Here is a 288-nt window from a genome sequence, read left to right as displayed (position 1 = left end):
ATCAAAGCCTGTTAACGACTCCCCGAAGCTTATCGCAGCTTACCACGTCCTTCATCGCCTTCCGATGCCAAGGCATCCACCGTTAGCCCTTAATAGCTTATCCATAAAACCTGATTAAACTATTAGAACCACAGAAATTCTGTTAAGAATTTCGTCTTGGTTCTTATCCCCTTACGGGGTTAAGTTCTAATAAATTCTCTCTTCGCTTACAAAAAGAGAACTCAACTACTGTAACCCTCTCAACCCTGGGGGTGGCTTGTATATTCCCTTGCGATACGGTGGCCAATC

The 288-nt window shown here is 44.1% G+C and carries 1 rRNA gene; it reads right to left on the bottom strand.

Annotated elements, in window-relative coordinates:
* Positions 1-103, bottom strand: a 23S ribosomal RNA gene (locus tag FCL47_RS24200); the annotation flags it as partial.
* Positions 104-288: the final 185 nt, after the last annotated feature.

It is taken from the genome of Desulfopila sp. IMCC35006 (genome assembly GCF_005116645.1).
Classification (GTDB): domain Bacteria; phylum Desulfobacterota; class Desulfobulbia; order Desulfobulbales; family Desulfocapsaceae; genus Desulforhopalus_A.
The sequence above is the reverse complement of the archived record's forward strand: the minus strand, read 5'-3'. Positions and strand labels throughout refer to the sequence as shown.